Annotated in this window: 8 protein-coding genes, 2 tRNA genes and 1 CRISPR repeat array (1 of these 11 only partly in view); of the genes, 3 read left to right on the top strand and 7 right to left on the bottom strand. The window is 60.3% G+C overall.

Going from position 1 to position 16,511, the window contains the following annotated elements; genetic code table 11:
* Positions 1-5,837: direct repeats of the CRISPR family, unit length 28 nt; unit sequence GTTCACTGCCGGACAGGCAGCTCAGAAA; it reaches 3,385 nt to the left of the window's first position.
* Between the two features lie 442 nt (positions 5,838-6,279).
* Positions 6,280-6,753 carry an Lrp/AsnC family transcriptional regulator gene (locus tag PRZ01_RS04135; protein WP_273595496.1) on the top strand — a complete coding sequence of 158 codons (474 nt, stop codon included), beginning with the start codon at positions 6,280-6,282 and terminating at the stop codon, positions 6,751-6,753.
* A gap of 213 nt (positions 6,754-6,966) precedes the next feature.
* Here the strand turns inward: PRZ01_RS04135 and PRZ01_RS04130 are convergent.
* From PRZ01_RS04130 to hemC, 6 genes are all read right to left on the bottom strand, one after another.
* Positions 6,967-7,043, bottom strand: a tRNA-Arg gene (locus PRZ01_RS04130).
* Between the two features lie 249 nt (positions 7,044-7,292).
* Positions 7,293-7,369 (bottom strand) — tRNA-Arg (locus PRZ01_RS04125).
* A 59-nt stretch (positions 7,370-7,428) separates the two neighbouring features.
* Positions 7,429-8,676: a heme biosynthesis HemY N-terminal domain-containing protein gene (locus PRZ01_RS04120; RefSeq protein ID WP_273595495.1), complete on the bottom strand. Its 1,248-nt coding sequence runs from the start codon at positions 8,674-8,676 to the stop codon at positions 7,429-7,431.
* 18 nt (positions 8,677-8,694) lie between these two features.
* Complete coding sequence (locus tag PRZ01_RS04115) at positions 8,695-9,885, bottom strand: uroporphyrinogen-III C-methyltransferase (protein ID WP_273595494.1); 1,191 nt, start codon at positions 9,883-9,885, stop codon at positions 8,695-8,697.
* A complete protein-coding gene (locus PRZ01_RS04110; RefSeq protein ID WP_273595493.1) occupies positions 9,878-10,684 on the bottom strand; it encodes a uroporphyrinogen-III synthase in 807 nt (268 codons plus the stop codon). Before PRZ01_RS04110 ends, PRZ01_RS04115 begins: the two co-directional genes overlap by 8 nt.
* Complete coding sequence (gene hemC, locus PRZ01_RS04105; RefSeq protein ID WP_273595492.1) at positions 10,678-11,622, bottom strand: hydroxymethylbilane synthase; 945 nt, start codon at positions 11,620-11,622, stop codon at positions 10,678-10,680. Before hemC ends, PRZ01_RS04110 begins: the two co-directional genes overlap by 7 nt.
* A gap of 209 nt (positions 11,623-11,831) precedes the next feature.
* Here hemC and ppc point away from each other — a divergent pair, with 209 nt between their 5' ends.
* Together ppc and PRZ01_RS04095 are read left to right on the top strand one after the other, a co-directional pair.
* Entirely contained in the window at positions 11,832-14,741 is a 2,910-nt protein-coding gene (ppc, locus tag PRZ01_RS04100; RefSeq protein WP_273595491.1) for a phosphoenolpyruvate carboxylase, read from the top strand.
* A gap of 143 nt (positions 14,742-14,884) precedes the next feature.
* Complete coding sequence (locus tag PRZ01_RS04095; protein WP_273595490.1) at positions 14,885-15,094, top strand: putative motility protein; 210 nt, start codon at positions 14,885-14,887, stop codon at positions 15,092-15,094.
* A gap of 108 nt (positions 15,095-15,202) precedes the next feature.
* Here PRZ01_RS04095 and PRZ01_RS04090 read toward each other — a convergent pair whose 3' ends face one another.
* The gene (locus PRZ01_RS04090; protein WP_273595489.1) at positions 15,203-16,501 is read right to left on the bottom strand and encodes an ABC transporter ATP-binding protein; all 1,299 of its coding nucleotides are present in this window, start codon (positions 16,499-16,501) and stop codon (positions 15,203-15,205) included.
* Between the last annotated feature and the right edge of the window lie 10 nt (positions 16,502-16,511).

The following is a 16,511-nucleotide window of genomic DNA, read 5'->3' as shown; positions in this document are numbered from 1 at the left end:
CAGAAAGCTGGATAGTTGGATGGCTGAACGATGTACGTGTTCACTGCCGGACAGGCAGCTCAGAAACGCAATCATCTCGTCATAGCGGACATCCAGCTTGTTCACTGCCGGACAGGCAGCTCAGAAATCGCTCAGGTCGTCGAATGACGTAGCTTTGACGTTCACTGCCGGACAGGCAGCTCAGAAAAGGCCCAGGTTGCGCGGCGTAGGCCCACCACGGTTCACTGCCGGACAGGCAGCTCAGAAAACTTCCGTAGGATTTGCGCCCCGCAATTGGTCGTTCACTGCCGGACAGGCAGCTCAGAAATCAAAGCCTGCATGAATTGGGTTGAGTGATCGGTTCACTGCCGGACAGGCAGCTCAGAAAATGCCGAGGCTGCAATCAAGACCCTGCAAACTGTTCACTGCCGGACAGGCAGCTCAGAAATACGCCAAAAGAAGGACGGTAATGCATAGCGGGTTCACTGCCGGACAGGCAGCTCAGAAAGAATGCGGGCAACTGCTCGCCGCTTTGGATGCCGTTCACTGCCGGACAGGCAGCTCAGAAAGCCGCCGCAATGTTGCAATGACCTGCTGACTTGTTCACTGCCGGACAGGCAGCTCAGAAATCACCACGCCATCGGCCAGCCGGATTACAGGAGTTCACTGCCGGACAGGCAGCTCAGAAACACGGCTTAAACCGGTTGGACCGGTAGAAATTGTTCACTGCCGGACAGGCAGCTCAGAAATTTCATGGCGCCGCCCTGCGCGTCCATGTACGGTTCACTGCCGGACAGGCAGCTCAGAAAACACAAATTGCCAAAGCATTGGACGTTTCGAAGTTCACTGCCGGACAGGCAGCTCAGAAACATTTGCAGCAGCTAGGACGGCAGCGCTGTTTGTTCACTGCCGGACAGGCAGCTCAGAAATACAACCTGCACACCTACGACAAGCAGAAAAGGTTCACTGCCGGACAGGCAGCTCAGAAAGTCCTGGGGGCTGGGGCTTGCCCCAGTGAGGCGTTCACTGCCGGACAGGCAGCTCAGAAAGCGACTCGACAAACGCCTTGGCATCACGAACAAGTTCACTGCCGGACAGGCAGCTCAGAAAGGGCGGCGGCAGCATTAAAGGTAACGCGTTCTTGTTCACTGCCGGACAGGCAGCTCAGAAAGGCTCTTTGGGCAAGAGGCCCGCCGCATCGAGGTTCACTGCCGGACAGGCAGCTCAGAAAACTGCCCCATGAATTCGCCCACCGTCCAGCCGGTTCACTGCCGGACAGGCAGCTCAGAAACGCGCCTTCCACGGCGCCGAGCCGGCACCCGAGTTCACTGCCGGACAGGCAGCTCAGAAAAGCGACACGCCGCCGCAGGCGCCGAAGCAAACGTTCACTGCCGGACAGGCAGCTCAGAAAGACCCGACGGCAGGCGCGGACTCTTCGACGACGTTCACTGCCGGACAGGCAGCTCAGAAAACGTCGATGCCGCCGATGCAGCGGAAGCGAGCGTTCACTGCCGGACAGGCAGCTCAGAAAATTCGATGCATCGCGCAGAAGTGGGCGATGGCGTTCACTGCCGGACAGGCAGCTCAGAAAATTCGATGCATCGCGCAGAAGTGGGCGATGGCGTTCACTGCCGGACAGGCAGCTCAGAAAAACCCTGCCAAGCGCGCAGCGTACCCTGTACCGTTCACTGCCGGACAGGCAGCTCAGAAATAGAAGCGATTTTTTTTGCGATCTGGACCGAGGTTCACTGCCGGACAGGCAGCTCAGAAAGTCGGCCTGGGCGGCCGCGAGGCCTTCCTCGTGTTCACTGCCGGACAGGCAGCTCAGAAATTCACCAAACAATCGAGCATCAAGCTTTGGGTGTTCACTGCCGGACAGGCAGCTCAGAAAGATCCGCGCTGCCCGGGCGTGTTGCACAACAAGTTCACTGCCGGACAGGCAGCTCAGAAAGGTAGGCCAACCGACTGCACAAGCGTAACGATGTTCACTGCCGGACAGGCAGCTCAGAAATAAGCCTGATGCCACAACATTCAACGGAGATCGTTCACTGCCGGACAGGCAGCTCAGAAAACACAAATTGCCAAAGCATTGGACGTTTCGAAGTTCACTGCCGGACAGGCAGCTCAGAAACGCCAGAACTCAAATGACTCGGCAATTTCTTCGTTCACTGCCGGACAGGCAGCTCAGAAAAATCTCCGGACTCGGGGCCGCCCGGCAATCCCGTTCACTGCCGGACAGGCAGCTCAGAAATCTACAAGGGAGCGAAGGTTTTCAACTTCCGATGTTCACTGCCGGACAGGCAGCTCAGAAATGATTCCGATGCGTTGGCAAAAGATGTGCTCGGTTCACTGCCGGACAGGCAGCTCAGAAACATGGTTTGGCATGACATTGCGCGACTACTTTGTTCACTGCCGGACAGGCAGCTCAGAAAGCCTTGGCCGCCGCCGATGACGGTGACACCGGGTTCACTGCCGGACAGGCAGCTCAGAAAAATCTGGCTTGCAGTTCGGCATGCTTCATTGCGTTCACTGCCGGACAGGCAGCTCAGAAAGCTGTGATGCGGCCGGAACCAGCGCTGCGAGAGTTCACTGCCGGACAGGCAGCTCAGAAAGGCTCGGTGGCTGCGGCGTATAGCTCGGCGGCGTTCACTGCCGGACAGGCAGCTCAGAAAAGGCTGGCAGTTTGTGCCGGTGGAGCCGACGCGTTCACTGCCGGACAGGCAGCTCAGAAATGGCGCGCCGCGGCGCCGGCGTTCGACGCCGAGTTCACTGCCGGACAGGCAGCTCAGAAAGCACGGATGAAGATGAAACGGCCGCACCGAGTGTTCACTGCCGGACAGGCAGCTCAGAAATGAAATCGAAAGAAGTGGTGGTTGTCGTTCTCTGTTCACTGCCGGACAGGCAGCTCAGAAAATCTGGGCGGTAAGCGCGAGAAAGTGACCATCGTTCACTGCCGGACAGGCAGCTCAGAAAGTATTCAGGGCATTTGAGGCCAGCGTATCGGGGTTCACTGCCGGACAGGCAGCTCAGAAATCCTGCGATGTTTGAGAGAACGACAACCACCAGTTCACTGCCGGACAGGCAGCTCAGAAATCGGACCGGCGCCGCAAATCGCGTGCGCGGCGGTTCACTGCCGGACAGGCAGCTCAGAAACTGACGGCACGCCGACCGGCGACGTTGAGACGGTTCACTGCCGGACAGGCAGCTCAGAAATTGATAGATGCTGCCCCAGTTGCTAAACGAAAGTTCACTGCCGGACAGGCAGCTCAGAAAAGCGGCGCCGGGCACGCGGCGCAGCACGTAGAGTTCACTGCCGGACAGGCAGCTCAGAAACGCGATGCCGAACAACTCGACGGCATGGTCAAGCGTTCACTGCCGGACAGGCAGCTCAGAAATGACAACCAGTGCGGCAGACACGGTGACGATCGTTCACTGCCGGACAGGCAGCTCAGAAATTGCACTTGCCCTTGCCCTTGCCCTTGCCCTTGTTCACTGCCGGACAGGCAGCTCAGAAAAGCAAGTGCGAGCACGGAAAACATAGTTTTTGGTTCACTGCCGGACAGGCAGCTCAGAAACAAAAATATGGCCAGTAGATTGAGGGTAGCTAGTTCACTGCCGGACAGGCAGCTCAGAAATCTTCAGGAGTAGTCCCGTCTCCAAAAATATGGTTCACTGCCGGACAGGCAGCTCAGAAATTGAGGCCCGCGCATCCTGCAAAACGTGGGTTGTTCACTGCCGGACAGGCAGCTCAGAAAACATCAGTTCCGAATGCAACTCTTTGCTATTCGGTTCACTGCCGGACAGGCAGCTCAGAAATACATCCAAACGGGTTTCGACGCCAAGGGCAAGTTCACTGCCGGACAGGCAGCTCAGAAAATGCCGACCTTGAAGTTGGCCCGAGTTGTGCCGTTCACTGCCGGACAGGCAGCTCAGAAACGTCGCCTTGGTCTTGCTTGCTCATGTCGCACGTTCACTGCCGGACAGGCAGCTCAGAAATAGAACACGTTAGGCCATGCGCCGCACACGTAGTTCACTGCCGGACAGGCAGCTCAGAAACAGTAGGCATCGGCTTTAGCGTCGTTTCCTGCGGTTCACTGCCGGACAGGCAGCTCAGAAAACGCGATCTTTTCAGCGAACTCATCATTGGCAGTTCACTGCCGGACAGGCAGCTCAGAAAAGGTCAGGCGGCTGAAGGTAGGCGCATCAACAGTTCACTGCCGGACAGGCAGCTCAGAAAGCCACGGCGAAGGGGCACGCCGCGCAGATCCGGTTCACTGCCGGACAGGCAGCTCAGAAAACCGGCACAAACTGCCAGCCCGGCGCCTGTGCGTTCACTGCCGGACAGGCAGCTCAGAAATATCAGGAATCCCGGAGCCGCCGGGGCGGTGGGTTCACTGCCGGACAGGCAGCTCAGAAACGGTCGTGATGGTCACGATGCTCAAACCCCGTCGTTCACTGCCGGACAGGCAGCTCAGAAATTTTCGGCAGTGGTGGGCTTCATGCTTTTCCTGTTCACTGCCGGACAGGCAGCTCAGAAATTGCCGTCGACATAAACCTCGGTCATCTTGATGTTCACTGCCGGACAGGCAGCTCAGAAATCAAAGTGGGTGGAGTGGGGGCCTCTTGCTTGGTTCACTGCCGGACAGGCAGCTCAGAAAAAATCAGGCCGAGCAGCAAGCCAGTCCTCGGCGTTCACTGCCGGACAGGCAGCTCAGAAATGTTTAACAACGCGCCAGAAACCCGATGAAATGTTCACTGCCGGACAGGCAGCTCAGAAAATACGCATAATAAATAGCAGCTTGAGCACTATGTTCACTGCCGGACAGGCAGCTCAGAAAATTTCGGAAGTTTTCTAAGCATGGTTCAGGTGGTTCACTGCCGGACAGGCAGCTCAGAAAAAAACAGTGCAAATGCACGCCTCCAAAAGTTCGTTCACTGCCGGACAGGCAGCTCAGAAAATCCTGCAGCGATCAGCACATCAACATCACACGTTCACTGCCGGACAGGCAGCTCAGAAAATCGGATAGCAAGCCGGCGAGTGCGATCAACCGTTCACTGCCGGACAGGCAGCTCAGAAAACTCGGTCACAACGAACAAAATGGCGTTCACTGTTCACTGCCGGACAGGCAGCTCAGAAATCCGCAAGCTCGCGTAGTCCGCCGCCGAAGCGGTTCACTGCCGGACAGGCAGCTCAGAAAAAATGACCAAAGGTACGCGATGACTCATGACAGTTCACTGCCGGACAGGCAGCTCAGAAAGCATCAACTCATCCGGCAGTGCGCACCGATGGGTTCACTGCCGGACAGGCAGCTCAGAAAAGTTCGGAGCCTCGACAAGCTTTCCTGAGTCAGTTCACTGCCGGACAGGCAGCTCAGAAACTGGCCTCTTGGCCATCGGCATCACCTTGGGCGTTCACTGCCGGACAGGCAGCTCAGAAAATCCAAGCGCGACCGCGAATGCGTCGGGTTGCGTTCACTGCCGGACAGGCAGCTCAGAAAAGCGGTGCAAAGTCACCGGCGCACTCAGGCCAGTTCACTGCCGGACAGGCAGCTCAGAAAAGTCTTTCAAACATCGCACGATTCGACGGCCGGTTCACTGCCGGACAGGCAGCTCAGAAAAGTCTTTCAAACATCGCACGATTCGACGGCCGGTTCACTGCCGGACAGGCAGCTCAGAAAAAAGGAGGTAGGGGAGGCAATGCAAGGGCACTGTTCACTGCCGGACAGGCAGCTCAGAAACATCACATCCATGCGGCATGCGCCTATAGCGAGTTCACTTCCGGACAGGCAGCTCAGAAATTGCTCAGCCCCTGCAATTAACGTCACGCCGTGTTCACTGCCGGACAGGCAGCTCAGAAAGTGGACGAAGTGGCCCACTGAGCCGGTACGGCTCCCTGAGCAAATCTTCATGCTCTTCTTTTCACAATCAACGATATGCCCATACGATGACACAGTGATTGACCGAGCCAGAAATTAGCAACATCCAACTCGCAGATTGTGCTGTCTCACCCGCTGCCCCCTCTTGCTGCCGCCTTGGCGAGCACCAACAGCAGCACGCATAAGCGCGGCCTGAAAAGCGAAACCCCAAGGCATGTGAATGCACTTGGGGGTCTTTGGCGCGCCGCCTCGGCTCTTTTGAAGCTGGCTGCGCGAGAGTGAGGCGGGTGGCCTGCCGCTGCCTGAGTCGATAACTCAATGCCTAAAGTGTAGGAAAAAGGCTTTGGCAGACGATTGCGAATACAACAAAATTCAATTCAAATGCGCAATAATCTGCCAAATTCATTCGAATTTAGGGCATCAATTGAACATTGACAAGTTTGACCGGCAGATCCTCCTCATCCTGCAGAAGGAGGGACGTATCAACAACCAGGAACTTGCGGACCGGATCGGGCTGTCGCCCTCGCCTTGCTTGCGCCGCGTACGGGCCCTGGAAGAGGCCGGGCTTGTCACCGGCTACCGCGCCGTGCTCGACGCCAAGAAGCTCGGCCTGACGCTGATCGCATTGATCCATATCTCGATGGATGCCCATACGCCGGAGCGCTTCGCGAGTTTCGAGGCGGCAGTCGGTTTATTGCCGGAGGTTCTCGAGTGCTTGCTGATCACCGGCCAAGCTGCCGACTATCAACTCAAGGTGGCCGTTCGGGATATGGATCACTACCAAGCCCTTTTGCTTGGGCATCTGACCCGCATCCCAGGCGTCAGCGGCGTGCACAGCAGCTTCGTGCTGCGCAGCGTCTTGAAAGATGCGGTACTGCCGGTTGACGCGATTGCTTAAACCGATTCGCCCCAGCCCGCCATCTGCATCGTGATTTCCATCAGCGCCCGGGAGGGTATGGGAGAGCCCCATCTGTAGCAATCCCTGAGGCGCCACATCGACACGCTGCCACACCAGGTGCACGAGGATGGGGAATGCGCCTAAAAGGCCCTCCGGAAACGGAAAACGGGTTAGAAGCTTACACTTCTAACCCGTTGATTCTCTTTTTATTTTTGGTGCGGCTGGCAGGATTCGAACCCACGACCCCTTGGTTCGTAGCCAAGTACTCTATCCAACTGAGCTACAGCCGCTTCAAGCCCTCTACTATAGCATGTAATTCCATGCTCAACGGGAATTTTTGGTTTCTTTATCGATTTTCGAATCTTTTCGAATTCAAATCGATTCAGTCGCCGCCCTGTTGCAGTTTCAGGTCTTTACATAAAAAAGCCTCTGCAATTTTTTGCTGAGGCTTTACTGTTTTTCTTCGCAAAACATCAAACTCTTCAAACAAACTCAAAGACTTTTAATTTCGTCTTTTTATTCTTCTTGTTTTAGTAATTTGGTGCGGCTGGCAGGATTCGAACCCACGACCCCTTGGTTCGTAGCCAAGTACTCTATCCAACTGAGCTACAGCCGCGAAGCCTTGCACTATAGCATGGGTTTTTAGGTCCGAGCAAGAATTTTCAAATTTTTGACTCAATGCACGCCAGCGGCGGCCTCGAAGCAGCGTGCGCGGCGGTCGAGGTCACCGTCTTGTGCCGCCAACTGCGCCAGAGTCAACCAACTGCGGCGCCGGGCCAAGGTCGACACGCCATGGTCCTCGCAGACTTGCTCAAGCATCAGCCGGGCTTTGCCCCATAGCTGGCGTTCAGCCAAGGCGTGGCCGAGCGCGTAGGTCAGGTATTTGTCGCGAGGAAAACGCTGCGCCGCCGACTCGAGGCGTTGCAGCCACTCAGGGGCCAAGCCGGGCAGTACGGGCACCAGGGACTCCGCGAGGACAATACGTTCATCTTCAGGGAGTTCGCCGATATCGTCCCAGAATGGCCGCAACCAGCCGCGTCCGTCATCTGGCGACCCCAAGGCCGCTGAACGTGTCGCGGCGCGGCAGGCTACCCAGACATCGCGACGGTCTGCCGCATCCAACTGCTGCCAGACTTTGCGCAGTTGGTCCACATCCCGCGTGCTGTCCAAGGCCTCAAAGGCCAGGGAGCGCAGCAAACCCTGCGCGGCGACTTTGGAGAAGCCTTGGTGCTTGGCCAGCAAGCGGGCCGTGCGCAAGGCTTCCAGGTACTGTTTTGACAATCGGCTGGCCTGCAGCTTTAGCCGCAAGGCCTGGGTGCGCCGCGCAACCCCGGGGCTGAGGTCGGCCAGCAAGCGCAGGGCGCGATTGGCGTCCCGGTCATCCAGCGCCCATTCAGCGGCCAACAACAAAGCGCCCTCTTCTTGCGCCTTGCCGGCTGCCGTGCGGCGTGAGAAATCAAGCGCCAAGCCCAATTGCTCGTCGCGCCGCTTGCGGTCTTGCAGACGGTGCGCACTGCTGGCGGCCAGGAGATGGCCCAAGGCAAGAAAACCGTCATCACGCTCCAGCTCGGGCGTTTGTGCGTGGATGGTCAGCGCGCGTTGCGCGGCTTTTTGAGAGCGCCCGTACCGTGCACCAAAAAACTCGGCCAAGCCTTCGCGCAGCGCGATTTGGGCGCTACGCTCGCGCTGAGCCACCCGCCACTCTTTGGCTCGTTGCGGCAAGCTGATCAGCGCGCTGATGGTTTGAATGGCGGACACCAGCGCAAAGCAGCTGCCCACGAGCACCAGCAAAAACAAGTTCAGCGACACGTCGAGTCGCCAGCCGCCCCAATAAAAACTCGCCAGCCCGTCATTGCGGCCCAGCGCCAGCGCGGCCACAACAGCCACGGAGAAAAGTAAAACCAACCAGATGACGGTGCGCATGACTCAGCCCTTCACCTGTCAGCGCCCGGCCGCCGCAGCAGCCAACGCAGCCAAGGTGTCGTCGGGGCGCGGCACCACGACCTGGCGTGCTTGGCCCGCCACTTGGCGCAGCAACTCGGTGGCCGCGCTGACTTTGCGGGAGCGGCTGTCAAAGTAGCGGTTGAGCATGTCTTGGCTGTCACGCAGATCAGCCTGCGCGGTTTCAAACTGCCGGCTCAACAAAGCCAAGCGCGTGTTCAAAAGGCGCAACTTCAAGTTCTCGCGCAGGAAGAAGGCCTGCTCTGGCGCCAGCAACACCGCTTCAGGACGCTCGATGCGGGTGACGCGGATGAGGCTGCGGGTTTCCAGCCAGATGCGGCTGGCCGAGTCGCCCAGGGTTTTTTGAGCCTCAGGCCACCACGCACCCAGCCAGCCATCACTGGGTGTTTCAGTCCCTTTGCTGGTCTTGGTGTTTTTTGCGGCGGGGGTCTTGGCGCGGTCCTCCGTGGTGCGTGACTTGAATTCGTTGGCTTGTTCCGCCACCGCGATCAGGGGCAATTCGTCAACCAAGCGCACCACTTCGTCGAGTTTGATCGTCAGCGTCGACACGTCGACCACGCTGACCGACTTGACCCGGTCCAGATCACGTGCCACGGCACGGCGCACGCCTTCCATTCGGGGTTGTTTGTAGCGCTGCAGGCGTTCATCGGCCAGCTTCAAGGTGACAACCAGCGGTTCGGCACTGCCGGTGATGCTGGATTGCTGCAAGGCCACACGGATCGAGGCCTCGATATCGCCAATGACGTTTTCATCGCGCGAACGAGACATGGACTGAATCAGCTCCTCCAACTGCCCGCGCTGCAAGGCCACTTCGGCCAAGCGGGCGTCCAGCAGCGCAACTTTGGCCGCGGTGTCGCGCGTGAGTTCTTGCGAAGACTTGGCCGCGGCCCGTGCTTCTCCGGCGTCGGTTTGCGCCAAATCCTGGCGGCGCACCAACTCTTGCTCAAGCCGTTGTTGGCGGCTCATGTTCTGCCAGGACAGCCCCAGACCGGCCGCGCTGAACAAGGCCACCACGCCTGCGGCAATGGGAACCCAGGCAGGCAACGCGGAGCGAATGGGCTGCGCAGCACCAACCGGCGGCGATGCTGCCGGGCTGGACGACGAGGCAGCGGCGGGAGGCTCGATCAGGATCGGCTCGGCCTCGATGGGGGGAAGTTGCTTGTCACTCACAGTGGAAATCATTGTAGGGGCCGCCCTGCAGTGTGAGCAGGGCCTGCTGGACGGCAAGGGGCTGGGGTCGCGCCAAAACCACATGCCCCACCCCCAATGCACGCGCGGCGTCGGCAATGCGCTCATGGGTACAAATACACAAGGTCGGCGCCCAGTTGTACCCCGGGCTGAGCGCCTGCATCAGATGCGCCAAATGCCCCACCCCTTCTGCACTGCTGAACAACCAGACGTGGCGCGACGGCGCCGCCAAGATTTCCGACAAGAGCGAGCGCTGCGCTGCCGACATCACCGGGCCATGCCGCCGGTACACACCAAAGGCCTGCGTCACCGCCCCCCGCTCGCGCAAGCGATCGGCCAGCCACTCGCGCCCGCCATCGCCGCGCAGCAGCAATACCTTTTGCCCCTGCCAGTCGAGCGGGCTCAGCAATGGCCAAAGGTGCTCGGAGTCCAGGCTTGCCGCATCAACGGGCGGCTGCACAATCTGGTCAGCCGGCACCCCACAGTTCAACAAAGCCTGGGCGCTGCCAGGCCCGACGCAGGCGGCCAGCGTGTTGATGGGCCAGGCTTGGCCTAGGGGCCGAGCGGCAAAAAAATATTGCACCGCATTCGGGCTGACAAAAAATGCCAGCGCGGCACCGGGCAAGGCGGCCCAAGCCTGGGTGGCAGCTTGGTCGGGTCCGGGAGAAATTTCAATCAAAGGCAGGCTTACCGTGGGGACACCCTGGTCCGCCATGCGTTGCCGCCAATCATCTGCCTGACCCTCGGGCCGGGTCAGCACCAAGGTCAAGGCGGTCAACAAGCTTGCGGCAGATAGTCCGCCGCCCCCTGCTCGCGCAAAGCCTGGGCAGCGCGTTGCCCCAGGGCCTCCGCCTGCGCCTCGGTTTGCACCGGTTCCTGATGCAAGGTTCTCAGCAGAGGCCGCTCGGTTTGTTCAGCATGGCCCAGCGCGGTGGTCATGAGCAAAGCCCCATCAACCCAGCGCCCGTGCGCAGCCAAGGGTACGCTGCAACTGCCGCCCAGTGCACGGGAGACGGCACGCTCCGCCAGAGTCGCCAGCCAAGTGGGGCGATGGGTCAGGCTTTGAATCAAGCGCTTCAGCTCAAGATCGTCGGCACGCACTTCCAGGCCCAGGGCGCCCTGGCCGGCACAAGGAATCATTTCATCCACCGTGAAGCAGGCCCGGATGCGCTCGCCCGCGCCAAGGCGTTTCAAGCCCGCCGCCGCCAAAACAATGGCGTCGTAGCCACCGTCGTCCAGCTTGCGCATGCGGGTGTCCAGGTTGCCGCGCAAGGGCTCGATGCGCAGGTCGGGCCGCAGGGCCTTCAGTTGCACCACCCGGCGCAGACTGGAGGTGCCTACCAAAGCGCCCAAGGGCAGTTCGGCCAGCGTGGCATAACGGTTAGACACCAGAGCGTCGCGGGGGTCTTCGCGCTCCAGGATGGCGGCCAACTCGAAGCCGTCAGGCAACTCCATGGGCACGTCTTTCAGCGAGTGCACCGCCAGACGCGCACGCCCTTCTTCCAGCGCGGTTTCCAGCTCTTTCACGAACAAGCCCTTGCCGCCCACTTTGGACAAGCTGCGATCGAGGATCTGGTCGCCCCGCGTGGTCATGCCCAACAGGCTCACGCTCAATGCAAGCTCGGTCTCCAGGCGGGATTTGACATGTTCAGCCTGCCACAGGGCGAGGCGGCTTTCACGGGTTGCGATGACAACGGTGCTTTGTTTGGATGCATTCATGGACGCATTATCGAATAGAGAAATCGAGATAGAACATAGCTCCAAAGTCGGCGGTGACTGCCGAATCACCGAAGAAACTGATAAAGTCAGAAACAAGTAACTTCGTTACATTGCCGACTGATGGGCGATGTAACGTCTGCTGCCATGCGGCGGGTCCAGCAAGCTTCTGGCCCGCCGGCCGTCACCGGTCTTCCAACACGAGCCCCGCCATGTCTGCCTTGCCCGCCTCGACCACCTCGCCCGCCTCCTCCGTGAAAGCTCCCAAAAAAGTGTCCGCTCCCCAAGCAGGCAAGTCCGCCAAACGAGCCAAATCAGCGGTTCGCGCTGACACGGCAAGCTCGGCGGCCGACAAGAACAAGCCTCTGACCGATGACATCCGTTTGCTGGGCCGCATTCTGGGTGAAGTGATTCGAGAGCAAGAAGGGCGGGAAGCCTATGAGTTGGTCGAGAAAGTGCGCAAGCTCTCGGTCGCCTTTCGTCTTAAGCGCGATGCGCAGGCCGGCAAGAGCTTCGACAAGCTGCTGAAAAGCCTGTCCGGCGAGCAAACCGTCAGCGTGATTCGCGCCTTCAGCTACTTTTCGCACCTGGCCAATATTGCCGAAGACCGCCACCACGTGCGCCGCCGCGAAGTGCATGAGCGTGCAGGCAGCATGCAAGCCGGTTCGCTGGCTTTTGCGCTGGAGCGTCTGCATGAAGCGGGTGTGCGCCCTGCCGAAATCGCTCAAACGCTGGAGAACGGCTTCATTTCACCCGTGCTGACAGCCCACCCGACCGAAGTGCAGCGCAAGAGCATTCTGGACGCCGAGCGTGCCGTGGCGCAACTGGTTGAACAGCGCGATGCCCTGCACACCGAGCGCGAACTGGCCGCCAACGAGGCCTTGATTCGGGCCCGCGTGACCCAGCTGTGGCAGACCCGCATGCTGCGCTATAGCAAGCTGACCGTGGCGGACGAAATCGAAAACGCGCTCAGTTACTACCAAGCCACTTTTTTGCGCGAAATCCCCAAGCTCTACGCCGAACTGGAAGAGGCTTTGCCTGGCCACGATCTGGCCAGCTTTTTGCGCATGGGCCACTGGATTGGCGGCGACCGCGACGGCAACCCCAATGTCACGGCCGGCACCATGCGGCATGCCTTGTCGCGCCAGTCGGAGGTGGCCTTGCGCCATTACCTGACCGAGCTCCATGAACTGGGCGCCGAGCTTTCGATCTCCTATCGCCTGGCCCAGATCACGCCGGAAATGCAAGCCCTGGCCGAGCGCAGCCCCGACCGCAACGAGCACCGCATGGACGAGCCCTACCGCCGTGCCTTGACGGGCATGTACGCGCGCCTGGCGGCCACACTGCACAAGCTGACCGGCACCGAAGCGCTGCGCCACGCCGTGGCACCGCAAGCGCCCTACGCCGGCCCAGAGGAGTTGCTGGCCGATCTGCGCATCATTGAAAACTCGCTGCGCACCCATCATGCGCAAGCCCTGATCGCGCCACGCCTGGCACCGCTGATCCGCGCCGTTCGGGTATTTGGCTTTCACCTCGCCACTCTGGACCTGCGGCAAAGCTCAGACCAACACGAAGCCGTGGTGGCCGAGTTGCTGAAAACCGCGCGCCTGCAAGCCGACTATTCCGCACTGGACGAAGCCCAGCGCCGCGACCTGCTGATCCAACTGCTCCAGGACGCCCGCCCCTTGCGCGTGCACGGCGCCACCTACAGCGACAAGACCTTGGGTGAGCTGGCCATCTTTGAAGCCGCGCAGGAGTCGCTGCAGCGCTTCGGCCGCGAGTCGCTGCGCCACTACATCATCTCGCACACCGAATCGGTGAGCGACCTGCTGGAAGTGCTGCTGTTGATGAAGGAAGTGGGGCTGATGCGTGGCTCTCTCGGCGATGCGTCGGGTGCCGTGTGCGACCTGATCGTCTCGCCCTTGTTCGAAACCATCGGCGACCTTCGCCTGGCACCCACCATCATGGGCGAGTTCTACGCCCTGCCTGGCATCGCGAAGTTGATTCAAGACGGCGGCGCCGAGCAAGACATCATGCTCGGCTATTCGGACTCCAACAAAGACGGCGGTGTGTTCACCAGCAGTTGGGAGCTCTATCGGGCGGAAATCGCGCTGGTCGACCTTTTCACCGTCTTGCGGGCCGAGCACGGCATCACCCTGCGCCTGTTCCACGGCCGTGGCGGCACCGTGGGCCGTGGCGGTGGCCCTAGCTACCAGGCCATTCTGGCGCAGCCCCCCGGCACGGTGAACGGTCAGATTCGACTGACCGAACAAGGGGAAGTCATCGCCTCCAAATACGCCAACCCGGAAATCGGTCGCCGCAACCTGGAAACGCTGGTTGCCGCCACCCTGGAAGCGACCCTGCTGCACCCAACCAAGAGCGCCCCAAAGAGCTTTCTTGAAGCCGCGCAGACCATCTCCGACCTCAGCTTCTCGGCCTACCGTGGCCTGGTCTACGAAACACCCGGTTTTGCGGAGTATTTCTTCTCGGCCACGCCAATCCGCGAAATTGCCGAGCTGAACATCGGCTCACGCCCGGCTTCACGCAAACCAAGCCATGCCATTGAAGACCTGCGCGCCATCCCCTGGGGCTTCAGCTGGGGCCAGAGTCGCGTGGCCCTGCCGGGCTGGTGCGGTTTCGGCTCCGCGGTGTTGAGCTTCCTGGGCGAACCGGACAGCGAGCAATACACCCGCGGTCTGGCGCTGCTCAAGCGCATGGACAAGCAATGGCCCTTCTTCCGCACTCTGCTGTCGAACCTGGACATGGTGCTGGCCAAGACCGACGTGGGCATTGCACAGCGCTATGTGGACTTGGTGCAAGACAAGCGTTTGGGCAAGAAGATTGCCGCCGCCATCCAAACCGAGTTCGAGCGCACCGCGCAAGCGCTGACGCTGATCACGGGCGAGGCCGACCGCCTGGCGGGCAATCCGGCCCTGGCCCGCTCCATCGAGCATCGCTTCCCCTACATCGACCCGCTCAACCATTTGCAGGTTGAATTGCTGCGCCGCTACCGCGCCATTCCAGCTGACAAACGCAACGACGACCCCACCCTGGAACGCGTGCAACGAGGCATTCATCTGTCCATCAACGGCATTGCAGCGGGGTTGCGCAACACGGGTTGAACGTCGTTTCAGCTAAAAATAGATGCGCCCTACCGTGACCGGTATGGCGCATTTTTCATGGGGGCTACAAAGTACTCGCCTCAGAACCATCAAGTTCTGCTGCGCCGAGCCGACAAAGCGGAGATACCGCCTGGAGCATCGCCATGGACCTCAGCAGCACTGCCCTCGTCAATAACGCCAGCGCCGCACAGCCGGGCACCACGCAGGCCGCTGCGCAGTTGCTGGTACTGCGCAAGGCCATGGACCTGCAAAGCCAGGGCGCCAAAGAGTTGCTCGATGCCCTGCCCACCCCGGCCGCGCCGGCGCTGGCCAGCAGCGGCAGCCTGGGCACGCGCCTGAACCTGTACGCCTGAGCCACTTGCGGGGCTTGCGGCACTACACCGCACTGCTGCGCCGTTAGCAGATAACCCTTGACCGTAGCCTTGGCCTAGGCGGGCAAGGCATGCCTAGGCCAACCCACATCAATCGTCGTCGGATTCTGGCAGGTGGATCATGCCGGTGTGGTAGTTGTACTCGAACACTTCGCCATAACGCGCCCATTCAATGGCAACCTTGAGCACCCGCTCGGCCTCTTGCTTGTCCATGCTTTCTTCCAGCATTTTGAGGAAGGGCTCCTCGCGCAGCTCGCCGTCCTCCTCCTGCTCCAGGCTGTGACGGATGAAGGCGGCCAGCGGCACGTGGGCCAGCAGTTGTTGGCCAAAGATTTCACGCCGGAATTCGTGCTCGCCTTCCACATAACGCTGCCCCAGCGGCGTGATGAGAATGTCGCCACGCTCCAGTTGCGCCAGCCCCAGGCGTTGTAGCGCGTCGGCCAGCGGCAGCAGTTCATCGTCGGTAAGTTCGCTCTCTTCCGCCAGTTGCGGCAAGTCGGCGCGGCCCTTGAACTCTTCGTCAACCAGCAACTCCAGCAAGCTCTCCATGCGGCCCACATCGGCCTCCGGCAAGCGGTCAGACAGATGCGGTTTGACCTCTTCGGTTTGCCCGGGAGCGCTTGTCGCAGCGCCGGCCGTCATGAGGCTGTACACCTCGTCGATCAAGGCGCGCACCTCCGGGCTGTCGGGGTGGCGCGGGCGCGGCAGGCTGATCGGCAACTCGGCCCGAACGCGACCCGGGTTGCTGGAGAAGATCAACACCCGGTCGGCCATCATCACCGCCTCTTCAATGTTGTGGGACACCACCAGCATGGCTTGGGTGGGCATTTCGCCGCCGGTCCACAACTCCAAAATTTCATTGCGCAAGCGCTCGCCCGTCAGCACGTCCAGGGCTGAAAATGCCTCGTCCATCAGCAGCACCGCAGGCTCCATCACCAGCGCACGCGCCAAGCCTACGCGCTGGCGCATGCCGCCCGACAACTCACGCGGCAAGGCCCCCTCAAAGCCGGCCAAGCCGATCAAATCAATCGCCCGTTCGGCCCGGTCAGCGCGCTCGGCAGGGTCGATGCCTCGCGCCTCCAGGCCCAACTCCACGTTCTGCTGCACCGTCAGCCACGGGAACAACGCGAAGGACTGAAACACCATGGCCACACCTTCCGCCGGGCCAAAAATAGGCTGCCCTTGGTAACGCACATCCCCGCCGTCAGCAGAAATCAAGCCGGCCATGATGCGCAGCAAGGTGGATTTGCCCGAGCCGGACTGGCCCAGCAAGGCCACGATTTCGCCCTTCTCCAGCCGAAAATCAACCCGCTCCAGCACGGAGCGCAGGCTGCCGTCGGAGGATTTGAAACTCTTGGCGACGTTTTTCAGTTCGATCAAGGTGCTCATCGCTCAACTC

It is taken from the genome of Roseateles koreensis (genome assembly GCF_028595305.1).
Taxonomy (GTDB): domain Bacteria; phylum Pseudomonadota; class Gammaproteobacteria; order Burkholderiales; family Burkholderiaceae_C; genus Paucibacter_A; species Paucibacter_A koreensis.
Note: the sequence above shows the minus strand (reverse complement) of the source record. Positions and strands in the feature narration are given on the sequence as shown.

Coding starts and splice junctions, on each gene's coding strand:
- PRZ01_RS04120 (WP_273595495.1), bottom strand. CDS start 8,676: ATGCGCACCGTCATCTGGTTGGTTTTACTTTTCTCCGTGGCTGTTGTG.
- hemC (WP_273595492.1), bottom strand. CDS start 11,622: ATGAATGCATCCAAACAAAGCACCGTTGTCATCGCAACCCGTGAAAGC.
- ppc (WP_273595491.1), top strand. CDS start 11,832: ATGTCTGCCTTGCCCGCCTCGACCACCTCGCCCGCCTCCTCCGTGAAA.
- PRZ01_RS04095 (WP_273595490.1), top strand. CDS start 14,885: ATGGACCTCAGCAGCACTGCCCTCGTCAATAACGCCAGCGCCGCACAG.
- PRZ01_RS04090 (WP_273595489.1), bottom strand. CDS start 16,501: ATGAGCACCTTGATCGAACTGAAAAACGTCGCCAAGAGTTTCAAATCC.